The organism is Streptomyces sp. NPDC052043 (assembly GCF_044548235.1).
Classification (GTDB): domain Bacteria; phylum Actinomycetota; class Actinomycetes; order Streptomycetales; family Streptomycetaceae; genus Streptomyces.
In genome coordinates this window covers 458467-474512 of sequence record NZ_JBIUBT010000005.1, presented here as the reverse complement: position 1 = coordinate 474512, position 16046 = coordinate 458467, and the positions used below count along the sequence as shown (strand labels likewise).

12 protein-coding genes and 3 pseudogenes are annotated in these 16046 nt (G+C 67.1%); 6 read left to right on the top strand and 9 right to left on the bottom strand.

Features of this window, described 5'->3' with window-relative positions; genetic code table 11:
* Positions 1 to 178: 178 nt before the first annotated feature.
* Together ACIHCX_RS16465 and ACIHCX_RS16460 are read right to left on the bottom strand one after the other, a co-directional pair.
* Positions 179 to 811 carry a DUF1963 domain-containing protein gene (locus ACIHCX_RS16465; RefSeq protein ID WP_400029837.1) on the bottom strand — a complete coding sequence of 211 codons (633 nt, stop codon included), beginning with the start codon at positions 809 to 811 and terminating at the stop codon, positions 179 to 181.
* A 96-nt stretch (positions 812 to 907) separates the two neighbouring features.
* Positions 908 to 1072 (bottom strand): hypothetical protein, encoded by a 165-nt coding sequence (locus ACIHCX_RS16460; RefSeq protein ID WP_400029835.1) that lies wholly within the window; start codon positions 1070 to 1072, stop codon positions 908 to 910.
* Positions 1073 to 1469: 397 nt separating this feature from the next.
* Here ACIHCX_RS16460 and ACIHCX_RS16455 point away from each other — a divergent pair, with 397 nt between their 5' ends.
* Positions 1470 to 1946, top strand: coding sequence for a hypothetical protein (locus ACIHCX_RS16455; RefSeq protein ID WP_400029833.1), 477 nt, complete (start codon positions 1470 to 1472; stop codon positions 1944 to 1946).
* A 113-nt stretch (positions 1947 to 2059) separates the two neighbouring features.
* Here the strand turns inward: ACIHCX_RS16455 and ACIHCX_RS16450 are convergent, their stop codons facing one another.
* Positions 2060 to 4726 (bottom strand): ABC transporter substrate-binding protein, encoded by a 2667-nt coding sequence (locus tag ACIHCX_RS16450; RefSeq protein ID WP_400029831.1) that lies wholly within the window; start codon positions 4724 to 4726, stop codon positions 2060 to 2062.
* Between the two features lie 333 nt (positions 4727 to 5059).
* Here ACIHCX_RS16450 and ACIHCX_RS16445 point away from each other — a divergent pair, with 333 nt between their 5' ends.
* On the top strand, positions 5060 to 5713 hold the full coding sequence (locus tag ACIHCX_RS16445; protein ID WP_400029829.1) for a transposase: 654 nt from the start codon (positions 5060 to 5062) through the stop codon (positions 5711 to 5713).
* A 192-nt stretch (positions 5714 to 5905) separates the two neighbouring features.
* Here ACIHCX_RS16445 and ACIHCX_RS16440 read toward each other — a convergent pair whose 3' ends face one another.
* Genes ACIHCX_RS16440 through ACIHCX_RS16425 form a run of 4 tightly spaced genes read right to left on the bottom strand, consistent with a single transcriptional unit; the run spans position 5906 to position 9165 of the window.
* The gene (locus ACIHCX_RS16440; protein ID WP_400029827.1) at positions 5906 to 6385 is read right to left on the bottom strand and encodes a thioesterase family protein; all 480 of its coding nucleotides are present in this window, start codon (positions 6383 to 6385) and stop codon (positions 5906 to 5908) included.
* Positions 6382 to 7353 (bottom strand): 3-hydroxyacyl-CoA dehydrogenase NAD-binding domain-containing protein, encoded by a 972-nt coding sequence (locus ACIHCX_RS16435; RefSeq protein ID WP_400029825.1) that lies wholly within the window; start codon positions 7351 to 7353, stop codon positions 6382 to 6384. The genes ACIHCX_RS16440 and ACIHCX_RS16435 overlap by 4 nt, the downstream gene beginning before the upstream one ends.
* Before the next feature lie 28 nt (positions 7354 to 7381).
* Complete coding sequence (locus ACIHCX_RS16430; protein WP_376412743.1) at positions 7382 to 8275, bottom strand: 3-keto-5-aminohexanoate cleavage protein; 894 nt, start codon at positions 8273 to 8275, stop codon at positions 7382 to 7384.
* A gap of 32 nt (positions 8276 to 8307) precedes the next feature.
* Positions 8308 to 9165: a TetR/AcrR family transcriptional regulator gene (locus ACIHCX_RS16425; protein WP_361427046.1), complete on the bottom strand. Its 858-nt coding sequence runs from the start codon at positions 9163 to 9165 to the stop codon at positions 8308 to 8310.
* Positions 9166 to 9344: 179 nt separating this feature from the next.
* On the opposite strand from ACIHCX_RS16425, the pseudogene ACIHCX_RS16420 reads away from it, so the two are divergent.
* Both ACIHCX_RS16420 and ACIHCX_RS16415 read left to right on the top strand, forming a co-directional pair.
* Positions 9345 to 9509, top strand: a pseudogene (locus ACIHCX_RS16420) (winged helix-turn-helix domain-containing protein); the annotation flags it as partial.
* A pseudogene (locus ACIHCX_RS16415) lies at positions 9506 to 9913 on the top strand (transposase); the annotation flags it as partial. The pseudogenes ACIHCX_RS16420 and ACIHCX_RS16415, both read left to right, overlap by 4 nt.
* Before the next feature lie 703 nt (positions 9914 to 10616).
* Here the strand turns inward: ACIHCX_RS16415 and ACIHCX_RS16410 are convergent.
* Positions 10617 to 12998, bottom strand: coding sequence for a M14 family metallopeptidase (locus ACIHCX_RS16410; RefSeq protein WP_400029822.1), 2382 nt, complete (start codon positions 12996 to 12998; stop codon positions 10617 to 10619).
* A gap of 343 nt (positions 12999 to 13341) precedes the next feature.
* Here ACIHCX_RS16410 and ACIHCX_RS16405 point away from each other — a divergent pair.
* Positions 13342 to 13767, top strand: a pseudogene (locus ACIHCX_RS16405) (transposase); the annotation flags it as partial.
* Positions 13768 to 13817: 50 nt separating this feature from the next.
* Here ACIHCX_RS16405 and ACIHCX_RS16400 read toward each other — a convergent pair.
* On the bottom strand, positions 13818 to 15272 hold the full coding sequence (locus tag ACIHCX_RS16400) for a hypothetical protein (RefSeq protein ID WP_400029820.1): 1455 nt from the start codon (positions 15270 to 15272) through the stop codon (positions 13818 to 13820).
* 262 nt (positions 15273 to 15534) lie between these two features.
* Between ACIHCX_RS16400 and ACIHCX_RS16395 the strand changes: the two genes are divergently transcribed.
* Positions 15535 to 16041, top strand: coding sequence for a tetratricopeptide repeat protein (locus ACIHCX_RS16395; RefSeq protein WP_400029818.1), 507 nt, complete (start codon positions 15535 to 15537; stop codon positions 16039 to 16041).
* The last annotated feature ends 5 nt before the right edge of the window (positions 16042 to 16046 follow it).

Below are 16046 nucleotides of genomic sequence, written 5' to 3'. Positions count from 1 at the left end.
GACCTGTCCCCGCACCGGCTACGGCCATGGGGCGGCATCGGCAACCTCGCCGCCGCCGACCTTGGCCAGATCACCCGAGCCGTGAAACGCAAGCTCAAGATGCTGCAGTACCGCCCCGAAGTGATCGACGGCTGCCTCGCGGGCACCGGTATGGCCCTTTGATTGAAGCCGCGCGCGGTCAAGAACAGTCTGAGCGGTAGGCGAAGGGCCTGTCGGGGCAGCTGGTGCATTCGAACAGGTAGATGCCGCCCATGTCGCCGAGCGTGAGCCCAGGGGGGCATTGGATCTCGGTGCGTTGTTCGTAAGGAAGGTCCCAGATAGTTCCCGTGGCCGGGGTGTCCTCGATGGGCAGCCACGTGCGCCAGCTCTCGCCGTCGAACTCGGAGCTGTTGATCGTCAGGAGATGCTCCATGCGCACACTGCATATAGGGCACGTCGGCCAGTTAGGCTCTTGCGTCCACGTCGGGTACCCGCCGACCTTGACGCCGTCTGACACGGAGAGGTGGGACCAGTAAGACCAGCCGGTTTCCTCCTCCAGCTGTTCGAACCTGACTTCGAGCGCGTCGGCAACCTCGCCCGGGAGGTCCCAGTTCGGGTAGTCGGTGACGCGCTCAGGATGCAGGACGCACGGGTCCGGAAGGTAGTCGTTGTCAGGGCCGGTCGGGCAGGGTGGATTGGCCGGCTGTAGGTCGCTCAGGGAGCTGTCCCGCCAATACATCTCGGGGCGGGGAACGTAGCCGCCCTCGTGGTCGAAGGGGCACCAGAGCACCTGCAGTAGATCGGCGGTGCTGGGGAAGGCCAGGTCAGGCACGTCGGTTGCGAATAGCTGGAGGACCGGGACGAGCGGGATCGGTCCCTGGGCGGGAGGGGAGAACGCCGTGCGCGGGTGGTCGTCCTCGCAGTGGGGCTAGGGCTCCGAGAGCGGCCAGAGCACGGGTCCGCCGAGCGAGCTGTCCCGCGCGCTCGGATCGCCGAGGCGCGGATGCAGGCGAACGGCCGTCTTCCGATAGTCGGCCACCTCCGGGAACAGCGTCTCGACATCGAGCGGACGTGGCGGGGTGGTGCGAGCCATCGGACATGCTCCTCACAGACCAAAGCGTTGGCTTGGCCACGACCGAGGCTGCGGTGGGCTGAGAGTAGCCGCACGGTCTGTCGGATCCACCAGCAGGCCCCGTTCTCGGCCACGGGGCACTTCGCGGTCAGCCTTGCCAACACCCGACGTCACGAGTTCAAGTTCAGCAGCCACTCACGCGCCCCCTCGATGCGAACTATGGGCGGGACGGTCGTTGAGGTCTGCCGGGCTGGTGAATCGGTCGTCGAGCGCTGGTGACGGTCGGCTGCGGACGCCACGGTTGCTGTACATCTGTGCTGTACTACAGCGGCTCCGGAGCCGGCCAGCCGTCTCAGTATGCGGGAGCCGACTGCTCGTTCACCGCGTCAAGTCCAACTGGTACTGGAGGAAGGTGCATATGAGGAAGCTGGTTGGTTCGCTCGGCAGTGGCCTGCTGGTCGTCGGGATCACCGCGGGGGTGTGGTGGAACTGGTTCCACGAGCCCTATGCCCTGGCCGACGCGCCCAAGGTCGATGTGACGGTGCGCGCGGAAAAGTCCACGTACCCCGACGTACAGGAGACGACCGAGGACGTCGACACTCTCGTACGGGTCTACGTCCAGCGACTCAAGGACAGAGACGCGAAGGGAATCGCCGAGCTCGCCGGGCCCGCTTACAAGCAGCCCAGGCCTACCGCGGCCAAGTACGTACGCGAGTACGGCCAGGCAGCGGGCGGTCCCGTCGAAGTCACCGTGCTGGAGGGATCCGTTCCCTACTTCAACCCGGTGACAGTGGCGTACAAGCAAAGCGGTCAACGGCAGGAGCTGCCGCTGGTGAAGGATGACGGGCACTGGTGGATAAGCCTCGGCGACGGCGACCCTGCGGCGGGCTTGTAGTGACAACCGCGGAAGACGACGTTTGAGGTGCAGCCTCATCTTGATCAGGTCGATCACGGAACCGCTGTCACCCAGTGAACTCGTTGAAGAGGGCCGGTGCAGTGGGTAATTTCCTATTTTATACCCAACGACACATAGTCATAGCGGCCATAATAGGAGTCGGCGGTGTATGCGTTGGCCAATCGGGGGCCGCGCCACATCATGATCTTCTCATAAGTGATGGGCAGGTATGCTGCACTCGCGGAGACTTTGCGGTTGATCTGTTGGTAGATTCTTCCCGCCTTGACCGGATCCTGTTCGGCAATTGCATCGTCGAACAGGGCGTTGATCTCCGGATCGTTGAGCTCGCTATAGTTGATGTTACCCGTCTCCAGGATGAATCGCCCGTCAACCAGGGATCGCAAGAAACCCTGACCGGTTGGAAAATCTGCAGCGAAACCCTCAAGGATGATGCCGTATCCTCTATCCTTCACTGCCCTGGGTGACTTAAATACTCCAAAGGTCGCGGCGCCGTCGATCCGGTCGATCGTGGTGGTGATATTAACTTTCTTCAGTTCCTTCTGCAGGGCCGTAGCGGTGTCCAGCTCGGCTGGTATGTTTTTACGCACGGCAATGGTCGTGGAGAAACCGTTCGGCTTGCCGCATGCCTGGAGTTCCCTCCTGGCTTTTTGAAGGTTCGGCTTGCCGTTGTTGTCGAGCACGCCGTAAAGATCGTAGGTCCGGTCGGAGCCTGAAATGGACGGAGGGAGCATATTCGGAGCGATATCGCCGCCGACGATTGGCCCACCTCGGGCCGTTTGGAGCTCCTTATGGTCGACGGCAAAGATGATGGCCTTGCGGCAGTGAATATTGTCCAGCGGCTTGACTGATTTCGGAAGGGCTGCGTATCTGATGTATCCGGTCCTCGGATTGTCCAGATGCTCCTTGAGGTCAGCGTTCCCCAGCACCTTGGAGATGGCGGCCTGACTGAGTCCTGTCCCGTTCAAGTCGAGATCAAATTCACCGCTGAGGAGACGGTTGTCCATATCGTTCGCATCGGTGACGAAAGTGACCTCAATGCGGTCGGGTAGCGCCGGACGGATCGGATCGGATTCCTTGTTCCACTGTTCGTTGCGGACCAGGACCAGCTTGCGGTGCGGGTCATATGCGGCGAACTTGTATGGACCCGATGAAAAGGGTTTCAGTTCGTATAGCCTGCCAGTGTCACGCTCGCGTTTGACCGGGGACGCCGTCGGCAGAGCAAGCATCTGCTCGAAGTCGCTGTTTGGCTCGGGCAGATGGAAGACGATCGTCTTCTCGTCAGGGGTCTCGATGGCCTGCAGGCCCAGCTTCTGTGGATCCTTGTCGTTATATGGCCCCTTGTAGGTTTTGTTCGGGTCGAGGGCCTTCTGGAGGTGGGCGGGGCCGCCGGAGATGACATCATCCGCCCAGCCCCGCTCAATGCCGTACTTGATGTCCTGGGAAGTGATTGGCGAACCATCTTCCCAGGTGATGCCGTCACGTAGTGCGTAGGTGTACGTCGTGCCACTGTCGGAGACCTTGGCCACGCCGGCGGCAAGGTCAGGCACCAGGGCAGTGCTCTTGCGCCCTGGCTGCGGAGCGAAGGTGACCAAATTGCGGGTGTAGTAGCGGGCGAAGTCCCACACGAACCCGTAGTAGGTGCGCTGAGGGTCCCAGGAGTCGGCCTCCTGGGCGGAGACAAACCGTAGCGTACCGCCCTTGGTCTCCGAGGCGTTGGCGATGCCTTTGGTGGCGGCGTTGTACCCGGCGCCGGAGTCGGTTGTCCGCTGGGCTGACTCGTGTCGCCAGTTCAGCACGACTGGAATCCCCACGGCCAGCAGACTGATGGCTGCGAGCCCAGACGTGAGGGCACGTGTGAAACCGTGCTTGCTGCGACGCCTGTACCGCGCGCTCGCCGCACCCTGGTCCGTCGGACCTGGCGCAGTAATGGTGGCGCGGCGAGAGTGCACCACGGTAAGCAACTCATCCGGGGTGGGCCGACGGGTCGGGTTCTTGTCCAGGCACTTTTCGATGATGGGCCGCAGCGGATCGGGGAGGGCGCTCAGGTCGGGGTCGTGATGGACGATCTGGTAGGCGGTCACATATGGATGATCCGAGTCGAAGGGTCCGCGGCCGGTGGCCGCGTAGACCAGGAGCGAGCCGAGCGCAAAGACATCGGCGGCCGGGCTGATTGCCGGCGGTACCTGCCACTGCTCAGGGGCCATGAACGGCGGAGTTCCGATTACTTGGCCGGTTTTGGTGTGCACTTCGCTGGCGCTGCAGTCAATGGCTTTGGCGATACCGAAATCGATGACCCGTGGCCCGTCATCGGTAATTAGTACGTTGCTAGGTTTCAGGTCCCGGTGGATCACTTGGGCACGGTGGATGTCGCGCAGAGCCTCGGCTAATCCGGCAAAGAGTTGCCACAGTTCGTCCACAGGTATGGGGCCATTTTCCCGGATATACCCCGAGAGGGTCGGAGCAGGCACATAAACCGTGGCCATCCAGGGTTGCCGGGCGTCCGGGTCGGCGTCCACCACTGGGGCGGTAAAGGCCCCACTGACTCGCCGGGCGGCCGCCACCTCTTGACGAAACCGGGCCCGGAACAGGGGATCCTCCACCAGTTGCGAGTGCACCACCTTGACGGCCACACGGCGACCTGACGGGGAGTGGGCCAGGTAGACCTCACCCATGCCACCCGCACCGAGTCGGGAAATCAGTCGATAGATGCCGATTGACCGATTTTCAATACCTTCGGCGCCATTGCCTGGAATTGGCATATCTCCCCCTGCCCCACGCTTGCCGTCGGACAGAGTACGGTGCCCGCGTACCCCCAGGAGCCCGATCGCCCATGCGTGGACAGTACCGTTACAGAAAAGCGGGATCGTGTTGCACGTAGCTGCTACTGAACCCGACTCCACCGGTTTGATTCCGGGCTGATCGTTTCAGGGTTGCCTGTGGCGGTGGTCGAGATGATCCGGCCGTTCGGGCTGGGAGTATCCGCTGGTCTGTCCAGCTCTTCCACTGTTCGGCGGTCTCGGGCCCTTATGGGCGGGGCGGTCAGGGCTTCTCAGACGGTGGGAGGTGATCCGTGCACCAGGTCGAAGAGCTCGTTGGCCCAGGGCCAGTGTTGGGCTCTGCCTGGGGCCGGCCAACTCCTCACCTGCGCCGATGGTCCGCAGGCGTCCGCGTTCGTCCGCTGTCGTACGGCGGCGTGGTCACGCAGTATCGTTTCCGCCCTGCCGGACAGCAAAACCCTGGACACGATCCACCAGGCCCTTCGCCACCGCCACCTGCTGTCTGCTGCCTGCTGCCTGCTGCCTGCTGCCTGCTGCCTGCTGCCTGCTGCCTGCTGCCTGCTGCCTGCCCGGCACTACCTCGACTCCGGCTACCCCAGCGCCGACCTGATCGTTTCGTCCGCCAAGGACTACGGCATCGCCTTGGTCACCCCGGTCCTGCTCGACACCTCCCGCCAGGCCAAGGCCCAACAAGGCTTCGCCGCAGACGACTTCACCATCGACTGGGATCGCAAGCGAGCCGTCTGTCCGGCCGGAAAGATCAGCGCCACCTGGAACGACGTCGTCCAGGAGGGCGTGGCCAAGACCGTCGTTGCCTTCGCCGCCCTGGACTGCATCCCCTGCCCGGTCAAGGAGCACTGCACCAGCTCACGAATGGGCCGCCGGCTCAGCCTCTACCCCCGTGAGCTCACTGAGACCATACGCACCGCCCACGCCCAGCAACAGGACGGAACCTGGCAGCGCGACTAGGCGCTCCGCGCCGGGGTCGAGGGCGCCATCCGTCAGGATCCGACCCCCGACGGCAAAGGCGACGCGCGACGTACCCACCAAGACCCGCCCCGAGATCGCGGGACCGCCTCGTCAACCGGCCCACCCACGAACAGGGCCCGGTCTCCGGCAGCGGCGCCGGGGCCCGGCACAGGGTCCGGGCCCCGGCGCGCGTCAGACCACGGCGGCGATGGAGCGGCCCGCCCAGTCCGGAGCCGGCTCGGTCAGCTCCGTGAAGCGGTGCCGGACCGGCTCCGGGAACTCGGCGGCCCGGCCCGCCTGCTGGTCGACGTGGACCGCGAGCAGCTCGGTCGTCGCCACCGGCGCCGCGTCGGGCGCCGGGTCCGACTCCGGTTCGGGCACCACGTACATCTCGTGCACGAAACGCGCCTTGCGGGCCGCCGCACCCAACACGCGGGTGCGGATGGCCAGATGCGCGGCCTCGGGCACGTCCCTCAGGTAGCGGATGTGGGACTCGACCGTGTAGAGGGAGCAGCCCGTGGACGCGCGGTAGCCGAAGTCCAGGCCTGTCTCGATCATCAGCGCGTCCGTGGCGTGGCCGAAGACGAGGACGTAGAAGGCCTCGCTCATGTGGCCGTTGTAGTCGATCCACTCCGGGCGGACGGTGCCGCGGAACAGCGGGAGGTTCGTCATCGGGCGCCCTCCCCGCGGTCCAGGCGGCCGGTGGCGCGCAGTACGTCGATGACGCCCCGGTCGCGTTCGGCCACCAGGTCCGCGATGGAGCGGCCGTCCGCCGCCTCGTCGCAGCCGGCCACCACGGCGTCGTACAACTCCTTGTCCAGCTCCGGAGCTTCCAGGCGCGTCCACGGCGACTTCAGCGACGGGCCGAAGTGGTCCAGCATGTGCGCCATGCCGCCCTCGCCGCCCGCCAGTGCGAACGTCAGCATCGGCCCCATCACCGCCCAGCGCAGCCCGGGGCCCTCGGTGATCGACAGGTCGATGTCCCGGACCGTCGCCTCGCCGCTCGCGACCATGTGCAGCGCCTCCCGCCACAGGGCCTCCTGGAGGCGGTTCGCGATGAAGCCCGGCACCTCGTTGTCCATCGTGATGACGGACTTGCCCGCCACCTCGTAGAAGCGGGCGGCCCAGGCGACCGCCGCCGCGTCGGTGCGCTCGCCGCCGACCACCTCGACGAGCGGAATGAGGTAGGGCGGGTTGAACGGGTGGCCGACGACCAGGCGCGACGGGTCCGCGGCCGCGGTCTGCATGTCGGTCATCGGATAGCCGGAGGTGGAGGAGGCGATGACGACGCCGGGCGGTGTCGCCGCGTCCAGGCGAGCCAGCAGATCGCGCTTGAGGTCGAGCTTCTCGGGCGCGCTCTCCTGGACGAACTCGGCGCCGGCCACAGCCTGTTCGAGGGTGTCGGCCACGGTTAGATGGTCGGCCGAGGCGCCCTCGGCGAGGCCCAGCGAGGTGAGGGCCGGCCACGCCGCGTCGACCAGGCGGCGCAGTTTGTCCTCGGCGTCGGGTGCGGGGTCCCAGGCGGTCACCTTGTAGCCGCGCGCCAGGAAGTGGGCGACCCAGCCGCCGCCGATGACTCCGGCGCCGACACAGGCGACACGGCGGACGTTCTCGGGTGCGGTCGTCCCGGGTGTGTTCATGAGGGGGATCCTTCGTCGTCGCGGCGGGCTACTTGCGCGGCTTGAGGCCGAGGGTGGCGCGGGCCTCGTCCGGTGTCGCGACGCGTGCGCCGATCGACTCGGTGATGCTCACGGCCCGCTCGACGAGCTGGGCGTTGGTCGCCTTGTTGCCCTTGCCGAGGTATAGGTTGTCCTCCAGGCCCACCCGGACGTGCCCGCCGAGCAGGATCGACTGCGCGACCCACGGCATCTGCATCCGCCCGAGCGCGAAGCTCGCCCAACGCGCGCCGTCCGGCAGCATGTTGACCATGGACTGGAGCACCCCGGGGTCCGCGGGCGCGCCCCACGGGATGCCCATGCACAGCTGGAACACGGTCGGGTCGTCGAGCAGGCCCTCGGCCAGCAACTGCTTGGCGAACCAGAGCTGACCCGTGTCGAAGATCTCCAGCTCGGGCCGCACGCCCAGCTCCTGGATGCGCCGCGCGCCCGCGCGGAGCATGTCGGGCGTCGAGACGTAGAGGTTCGAGCCGTCGCCGAAGTTGAGTGAGCCGCAGTCCAGCGTGCAGATGTCGGGCAGCAGGTCCTCGACGTGCGGGAGGCGGTCCAGGCCGCTGACGAGGTCGGTGCCAGGGAGGTGGGTGAGCGGGTCGTCCGGGTCGATGACCAGGTCGCCGCCCATGCCGGCGGTGAGGTTGATGACGACGTCGGTGCCGGTCTCCTTGACGCACTCGACGACCTCCCGGTACAGCTTCGGGTCGCGGGACGGGTCGCCGGTCTCCGGATCGCGTACGTGGATGTGGACGACGGCCGCTCCGGCTGCGGCCGCCTCCACGGCGTTCCTCGCTATCTGCTCCGGGGTGACGGGCACGTGGGGGCTCTTGCGGACGGTGTCGCCCGCGCCGGTGAGCGCGCAGGTGATGATGACGTTCTCGGTGATGGGCATGTGGGGGCCTCCCGAATTGTTGCCGCTCAGGGCTACGGAGCCAGGATCGTGTGGGTGACGTGGGTGGTGAGCGCCGCGTGCATCGCGTCCGCGGCACGGTCGGCCGACGGGCCGCTCACCGAGAGGACGTGCGTCGCCAGGCCGTCGATCAGCGCGGTCAGCGTCAGCGCCGCCGCCTGCGGGTCGGCCCCGGCGCGGAACACGCCCTGTGCGACACCCCGGCGTACGACGTCGGCGACGGTCTCCCGCCACTGCCGGTAGTACTCGGAGTGCAGCCGGCCCACCGCCGTGGAGCGCGCGGCCTCGGACCACAGGTCGAGCCACACCGCCCACTGGCGGCGCTGCTGCGCGGTGCGCGGCGTCTGTAGGGCGATGAGCTGGCGCAGCTCCGCCGCCGCGTCGTCCGCCTCGGCGAGGAGGGCGGCGCGGCCCGCGGTGTCCTCGTCCATGCACCAGCGCACGGCCGCCTCGAGGAGTTCGGCGCGGCCGGGGAAGTGGTAGTGGATCGCGGCGCTGCTGGTGGCGCAGGCGCGGGCGATGTCGGCGACCCGCACCGCGTGGAAGCCGTGCTCCGCGATCAGCCGGACCGTCTCGCGGACGATCTGCAGCGGTCGCCCGCCCTCGACCTCGGCGGCCGGCGCCGGGGCCTTCTCGCGGGGACGGGTGCCGAGCAGCCAGCCCGCGTCGACCCGGCCCTCGTCGGCGATCCGCGCCAGCTCCGCGGCCGTGAAGCGGCGGGTGCCACTCAGCGAACGCGAGAGCTTGGACGGATCCATGACGACCCGGCGCGCGAACTCGCGCTGGCTGACGGCCGCGGCCGCGATGACCTCGCGGACGCGGGCGGCGGTGTCGGCGTTCGGTGCGCCGTCGAGGACGTCGTCGGTTTCCACGGGGCACGACCCTAGGCATGTGTTGCGGAAAACTCAACATACGGTTAAGTAGACCTACCGGCAACCAGCCATAACCAGGTCGTTGCGGTCCTGACTGGCGTGACAGTCAGGACCGCAACGACCTGTGACCCCGGACGCACGGGTCGCCGCGGGCCCCTTGCATCACGGTTGAGTACCGAGTCAAGAGGCATGGCTGGAGCTGCCAGGTACCGGCCCGCCGGGCGGTGGAGCGCGACGAGGCGGCGGTGGCCGGCTGGGTGAAGGAGACCTGGCCCCAGGTGGAAGGACCGTGGCGGCGCTCGGTGCCTGGCTCGTCTTCGAGGACGAGGCCGGCTTCTCGATGACGCCGCCGACCACCCGCACCTGGTCCCGACGGGGCCACACTCCCGTCATACGCGTGCGGGGGCGCTCCCGCCGGCGCTTATCCGTCGCCGCCCTGGTCTGCTACAAACCCGGCGAACGCTCCCGGCTGATCTACCGGCCCTGCCCAGATGCCCGACCCGTCGGACGCAAAGGCTTCTCCTGGAAGGACTACCGCGATCTGATCCAGACCGCGCACCAGCAGCTCGGCGGCCCGATCGTGCTGGTCTGGGACAACTTGAACACCCACCTGACGGCCGGGATGCGCCGCTACATCGCCGAACGGGACTGGCTCACCGTCTATCAACTCCCGCCCTACGCTCCGGACCTCAACCCGGTCGAGGGCATCTGGTCGGTACTGCGGCGCACCAGTACGTCGCAACGGTCAGCGGGCGGGATTGAGGAGCGCGTTCTTCCACCACTCAGGCGGCTCGCCATGCCACCAGACAATGCCCCTGCTGTCTGGCTCTGCGCCTTCGATCATGCCGCCAGGAGGCTCGCCCAACTCGGCGTCGAGGATCTGGCCGACGACCCAGCTCACCGGCAAGTCGTCATCGATCGGGCGGCGCAGACCGATCGTGCCGTCTTCCCACCAGCCTTGATAGGCCACGCAGATCGTGTCTTCGCCCGCAGTCCATGAGTCCAGGATTCGTAGATCGCCGTTCTCTTCGCTCGGGCGTGGAACGCCGGCCAGCACGGACGCAAGGGCTTCCTCGGCTCGGGTCGGCGTAGGCATGGCGAGACCGTACCGCCGTGAAGGCTGCGGACGCTCAGGTCGCGGCATGTCCGGGCGCCCCGCGCACCGGAGGCTAGCGACGACCCTTCGCATAGCGGCTCGGACTTCGTCGGCCTTCGGAGTGCGCGCCGCGCGCAGGTGCGTAGGGCGCGGGCAACCTCGACCAGGTCATCGGATCGCGCGTCGCCGAGGTAGTCGTTGACCCCGAGGTGTTCTGGCGTCCCCCGGTGAAGTGGGCCGACGGGCTGCATCCGGCACGTTCCCGACCGGCATCGCGGTTGCACCTCAGCAGACAGCCCCGGCACGTGCCTGGGTGGCACGGGCCGGGGCTGGTTGGCCGAGGGTCAGCGGAGGGTTAGTTCGTGCGGCCGACCGTTACGTTCTGCTTGTTGTAGTTCTTGCCGTTGCCGTCGGGCTTGTAGTTCCGCTCGTAGTTGCCCGCGAGGTCCATGGAGAACCACTGGACGACGGTGTTCTTGTGGACCGTGATCTTCTCGGCGCCCTCGCGCATGCCCGCGGCGGCGAGCTTCGGCGAGTTCATCGTCGGGCGGCTGCCGTCGAGCGTGTAGTAGATGTTCGCCGGCTCGTCCACGGTGAAGGTGAACGTCGTCGAGGTGGCGGACGCGTCGGTCACCGCGAGCTTCGACGTGGGCTGCTGGTGGTCCTTGTCGTAGGCGCGGGCGACATCGAGGATGCCGATCTGGCCGTTGGAGAACTCCATGGCCTCTTCGTGGCCCTCGCTGAACGGGGGCTGGAAGCCGACCGCGTTGTACTTCTTGGTGGCCGGGTCGTAGAGGTCCGTGCCGACTTCGAAGTCCCAGCCGATGATGCCGTTGTTGTACCAGAACTCGTCGGCGCTGTTGCCGGCCGCCGAGTACAGCACGTCGACGACGGGGCCGGTGCGTCCCGGCTGGATGCCGGTGCCGCGCCAGTCCTGGACGGCGGACAGGATGTGGGTGGAGGCGTTCCAGAAGTAGTTCTCCGTGCCCATGTCCGTCCGCGGCAGCACCTCACGGCCGGCGGACTTGTACGCTCCCGGAGGCCACATGAAGTAGCCGCCGTAGGAGTGGGTGTTCATCGCGAACTTGATGTTCTTGAAGTTGTTCGCGAGCCACACCTCGTTGCGCGCTTCCGGCTCCGACAGCTCCGACGGACCTGAGTAGGTCTCTCCGGTGCAGCTGGTGCTGCCGCCGGTGTAGCCGTCGAAGCCACTGCCGACGGAGAAGTTGCGGTTGAGGTCGACGCCCCAGGAGTTGCGGCTTGCCGGGTCCGCGTTGTTCGCAGCGCAGTAGTTGACCATGTTCTTACGCTGCATGTTGTAGTCGTACATTGAGTAGTGGGCGCCGTCGGGGTTCATCGTCGGGATGATGAAGATGTCAAGGTCGTTCACCAGCTTCTTGGTGTTCGCGTCCCGCGCGTAGTTGCGCAGCAACCGCTCGGCGGTCTCCACGCAGGTGATCGGGGTCACCCACTCGCGCGCGTGCTCCTGGCAGTAGAGGAACACACCGGTCTTCGAGCCGTCCCGGTGCTTGCCGATCCGGATCGCCTTCATCTGGAACGGCTCACGCGAGACGCTCGCCGGCGCCTTGAGGCCGTCGGTCAGCGGGGTCGCCGGGGCCGCGGCCACCACACCGGTGCCATTGCTGGTCCGGTAGAGGCTGGCGGTCACCAGCGTCGACACCGCCGCGTTGGCGTTGATGGCGTTCACGACCTGGCCCGCGGTGCTGGTGATCGCGCCGGAGGCGTCCGTGGCCAGGCTGACCACGAATTCCTTGCCGTTGACCGCGACCGACAGCGGAGCGTTGTTCGCTCCCGGGTCCTTCAGCGTGATGCTGAGGTCGTTGCCGCCCTCACTGCCGTACGCCTTGGAGGTCACGTAGAACGTGCTCGCCAGCGCGGTCCCCGAACCCGTGCCGAACTGCGCCTGCGCCTGGCGGCGGTAGCCGTTCGTCTTGTACGGGAGATTGATGATCTCCGAGATGTTCGGGAATTCCTTGGCGAGACCGACGACCCGGTCGGTGACCTCGGTCGGGTCCATGTAGTGGTCGACGAAGTCCGACACGTAGTTCGGGCTCGGCGCCTTGACCGGGTCACCCAGCCACTTGGTCACTGGCACGGTGATCGTGCCGCCGCGGCTGCTGGTGACGGTGACCGTGGCGGGGGCCTCGGTGATCGCCAACGGCGCGCTGAACCGGTGGTACATGTACTCGCCGGCGTCGGTGAAGCGGGACATCGTCGCCGTCCCGCCGGAGCCGGGCTCGGTGCCCTTGCCACTGTCCCAAGAGGCGGTGAGGACGGTCTGCGCGTCCGTCGCGCTGGACTTCACCTCGACGGACAGGAACCGCTGGTCGTTGAGGCTGGTGAACCACTCGGCGCGCAGGGGCGTGAGCGTGTCAGCCTCGGCCGCGTCGGCGGCCTCGATCGCGACCGCCTGCGAACGGGCGCGCATGTTCGCGTTGTAATCGCCCTGGTCCGAAATGGGGTTCTGGACGTCGAAGCCCTGGTCACGCAGGTTCTCTGTCTCATCAGGGCTGAGGACGGCGTGCACTTCGATGCCGTTGTCGACCGGCTTACTGTATTCGGCCAAATCGACACCCATGGCGTCAAGCTTGTCCACCCCCGACTTATCGGGGACGACGATGCGCATCAGTGCGACACCGTTCTGGGCGGTGCTGGAATCGCGGTCGGGTGTGACCGGTTGGCTCGTGGGGGCGCCGAGCGCCGGAAGGGCACTCATGGTGACCACCAAGGGAATTGCGAGCAAGAGCGCGTAATGCCGCGCTCTGCGGGGACTCCTCATCGAGTTTCCTCCATCTGGCGCGCCCTCCCGAGACGGGGGTGTCAGTCGGGCGAGGCACCCAAGGTGTGGGAAGTCTGTTGGGAAAGGTAAAGCGCCGTCAAGATCTCCGCGACCCCAAATTGGGGCACTTCGCAACGGGGCTATTCACCCTGGGTATTCAGCAGAATTGGGTGATCTGAGAGGACGTTAAGTCCGGTTTTCCTCGGTTCGTGATCGCTCGATCGTGGGACTGTTCGTCTTACGAGCCGGCCATCGGCCATGCGCATGCTGGGATGCGGGCATGGGTCGAAGACCGTGTCCGAGTGACTTGTCGGACGAGCGTTGGGCGTTGATCGAGCCAATGATCACGGCCTGGAAGCAGGACAGGGTGGCAGGGTCGGCGACCGGTGATCCCGGGGCCTGCGATCTGAGGGAAGTCGTGAACGCGATCTTCTATCAGAACCGGGCGGGCTGTCAGTGGCGCTACCTGCCCCACGACTTCCCGGCCCGGTCAGCGGTGTTCTATTACTTCGGCCTGTGGCGCGAAGACGGTCTTGACCAGCGGATCCAGAGACTTCTGCGCTGCCAGGTGCGGGAGAGGGCCCGGCGATTAGAGGACCCGTCCCTCGTGATCATCGATACCCAGTCCGTCCGCGCGGCCGCCGGTGTCCCGAAGACCACGACGGGACTGGACGCCAACAAGAGCGCGCGGGGCACGTACACCGGTCAGCAGTCTGCGGAAGTCCGCCCAGACTTCGTACCCTACGCAGGCGAACATCACTTGATGGCCTCGGGGTTGAGGGGAACCAGTAGGCCCCCTGAGGGCTGGGGCCGCCAACGGGACCCGGGCGGATAGGGACCCAGCGGCGGCTGCCCGCCGAACCGGTCGTGCCGGGCAGCCGCCGCGTCGCCGTCCGTGGGCGTGACGATCTGGCGGGTCTGAACAGCGAGTTGGAGCATCAGCCGCTCCCTGGCGATGAGCTCGCTGGAGGCCGAGCGGGTGTCGTGACGCTGGAGCAGGTCTGCTGTGTCGAACAGCTGGTGGTGGCCGATCTCGACGGCGCGCCTCACCTCGTAGAGGTCGTTTCCGGCGGCCGCCTGGACGAGGCCGGCGTGCAGAGCGGCGAGACGCTGCAGGTAGCGGCAGGCAGCCTCGACCTCGACAATCCGGGCGTGCTCGCCGGCGCGGGTATCAAGCCGGTCAGGCAGGTGCTCCACGAGCAGCGGGGCTAGAGCGGCCGCCGGCAGAACGATGCTGAGGGGGACGCCGTGCATGAGTGCGAGCGTGGCCGCCGCCAGGGTGAGGGCCGTGACGACGGTCGTGGCCGGTCGTACGGTGACGGGACCGAGGCGGATCCGGTGTGCCGGACGCCTGGCCAGCCAGCGCAGGCTGAGGCGCTGGGACCGGGTCGCGATCGGGGTGAACACGGCGACCCGGTGCGGTTGTTCGGGCAGGCTGCCATCGGCCGGGACTGTCCAGTCGATCCACCCCCATCCCGTCCGTTCACGGATCAGGACAGGCTCGCATCCGGCCGCGCAACGGGAGCCGCAGCAGACATGCCCGCTGCGCACGGCGCGGGATCGTTTCCTCTCCCACTGCTGCGGCTGCTGCGGCTGCTGCGCAAATGGGCTCAGCTGCTGAGTGATCCCTGCCGTCGGTGGTGCGTAGGTGGTCATGGGGTGCTTCCTTCCGGCTGGTGGGGTCGATGCGGTGGCGCAGGTGGTGCAGCGGCCATCGCCCTCGGGGTGGGCCCGTCGGGGCGTCGGTCCGGGGCAGGTTCGGCACGGCGGCCATCCGAGGCAGGCCGGGCAGAGGTCTTCGCCGGGGGCGGTTCCGGGAACGCCGCAGTCGGCGCATTCGACGAGCGCCCGGTAGGTCAGGGCCTCGGTCACCGTGCGTGCGGCGGACGCCGTGGCCGACCGCTCGGCCGACACCCGCCCCCGTGGCTCGTCTTCCAGGACGTCGCCGCGGCGGTGACGGCTGTCCAGCGTGGCGGGCGGCGGGTAGGCCTGAGCAGCCCGCAGACGAGCGGCGATGATCGCACCGACCGTGGTGCGCACCGGGTGCGGCAAAGGCTGGTCGGTGATGATGTGGCGCAGTTGCTCGCTGCTCCAGCCGGCCTCCAGCATCACGGTGGCCACGCGGCCTTGATCGGTCAGCACCTTCCCGGTCAGCAGGAGTTCCGGACGGCTCGCTCCGATCTCGAGCAGCAGCTGGATCCCTGGATGCATCTCGTCCGCCGGGAGCGCAGCCGGCGGGGACGCTGGTGCGTCCGGCCGGTCCGTCCCTTCGGGTGTGCGCGCGAGGTCGCTCCGGTCGCACGGAGGGACGGTGCTGGTCTTCTGCTTGTTGGTCTTCTTTCTGTTGGTGTTCTTAGAGGCCGCGCAGATTGGGTCGTTGCCAGCAGGCGATGAATCGCTGACTCGATCCACTGGGCAACTACGCTGGGTGGTCGTTTGCTGTCCGAGTCGTGTTGTGTCAGCGTGAGGCGCCATGAACGGTGATCACGAGCGGGATGCAGCGCTGTCACAGGCGATACGGCTGCGCCAGCAGGGGCAGAGTGTGCAGGCCTGGGAGCAGCTGTTGATATTGGCAAAGCAGTATCCGCACGATGTTGAGATCGCCTACCAGACGGCCTGGGTGCATGATGTGCTCGGTCTGGAGGACGAGGCCGTTCCCTTCTACGAGCGGGCCCTGGCCGGGCCGGGCTTGCCCGAGGAGGACCGTCACGGCGCTTTCCTCGGGCTGGGAAGCACCTATCGTGTCCTGGGCCGGTACGCCCTGTCGGAGCAGACCCTGAGGTTGGGACTGGAGGAGTTCCCGCAGGATGCGGCCCTGCAGGCCTTCTTGGCGATGGTTTTGTACAACACCGGGGAGGGCCGAAAAGCCGTGGGGGTGCTGCTGAAGGTGCTGGCGGCCACCAGCAGCGATCGGCGGGTGCAGGACTACCGGCGCGCTATCGAGCACTATGCCGACGACCTCGGCGGCCGGCAGGTATGACCAAG